General features: G+C 61.2%; 1 protein-coding gene. It reads right to left on the reverse strand.

Annotated elements, in window-relative coordinates:
* Positions 1–126: 126 nt before the first annotated feature.
* Positions 127–549, reverse strand: a complete 423-nt coding sequence (locus AC1DS5_RS24960) for a hypothetical protein (protein ID WP_116661170.1) — start codon at positions 547–549, stop codon at positions 127–129.
* Positions 550–768: the final 219 nt, after the last annotated feature.

The following is a 768-nucleotide window of genomic DNA, read 5'->3' on the forward strand; positions in this document are numbered from 1 at the left end:
ATCACATGCGGACATTCAGCGGTGAGCGGCGGCGCAGTCGCGATGGCAGTTCGCCGGATGCGGCGGGCTTCAAGCGGCGCTGGAGCGATGCCAAGGATTCCGCCCGGAGCGAATAGGCGTCTGCCGTTACGATGATGCCCGCGACCCAGGGCCTTTGTAATCCGGAAACCGCGACAGCATGGCGGTCTTCAGGAACTTGAAGTGCGAGATGCTGACAGCAAGGTCGCGCAATCGGCGCTGGCCGTTTGAAATTTCGGTCTCGAACAGGTCCAGGTGATCGCTGTCGAGCTTCTCCCGCGTCAGATACTCATCGTCCCCATTGCCGAAGGTTACAGCCGCGCGCGCCAGCACATCGTCGACGCGGCGGGTGAGGCCGGCCTGCTCGGCTTCGGCATTGCTGAGTGCGCTATCGAGGGCCGAAAGGACGTAATCGAGCCGCTCGCGATCAGTTTCGGCATCGCGTTCAGCCGAACGCGCCCTGAACTCACGCTCGCCGACAAGGCTGCGAAGATAGTTCTGGGCACGAGCCCGCAGGAACATCTGGAACATGCCGTATCCGGTCCAAGCGCGCGCAGCGGTATGCCGCGCAATGGCGCAGCTTGGCCGATTATGGTGATCAATCGGTTAAGAAATAGGATGCGTGATCAGGCTGGCTTGCAGAACATCGCGATCGCCAACTCGATCCGCGTGTTGAGCATGCGCCGGTTGAGGCGATAGCTGTTATCCGCCATCAGCCTGAAATGATCATTGGCGAACACCATGCCGGGC

The organism is Polaromonas sp. P4_H1, assembly GCF_056400945.1.

What these genes read in the sequence shown, in the direction of transcription:
- AC1DS5_RS24960 (WP_116661170.1), bottom strand. Translation starts at nt 549, where the DNA reads ATGTTCCAGATGTTCCTGCGGGCTCGTGCCCAGAACTATCTTCGCAGC.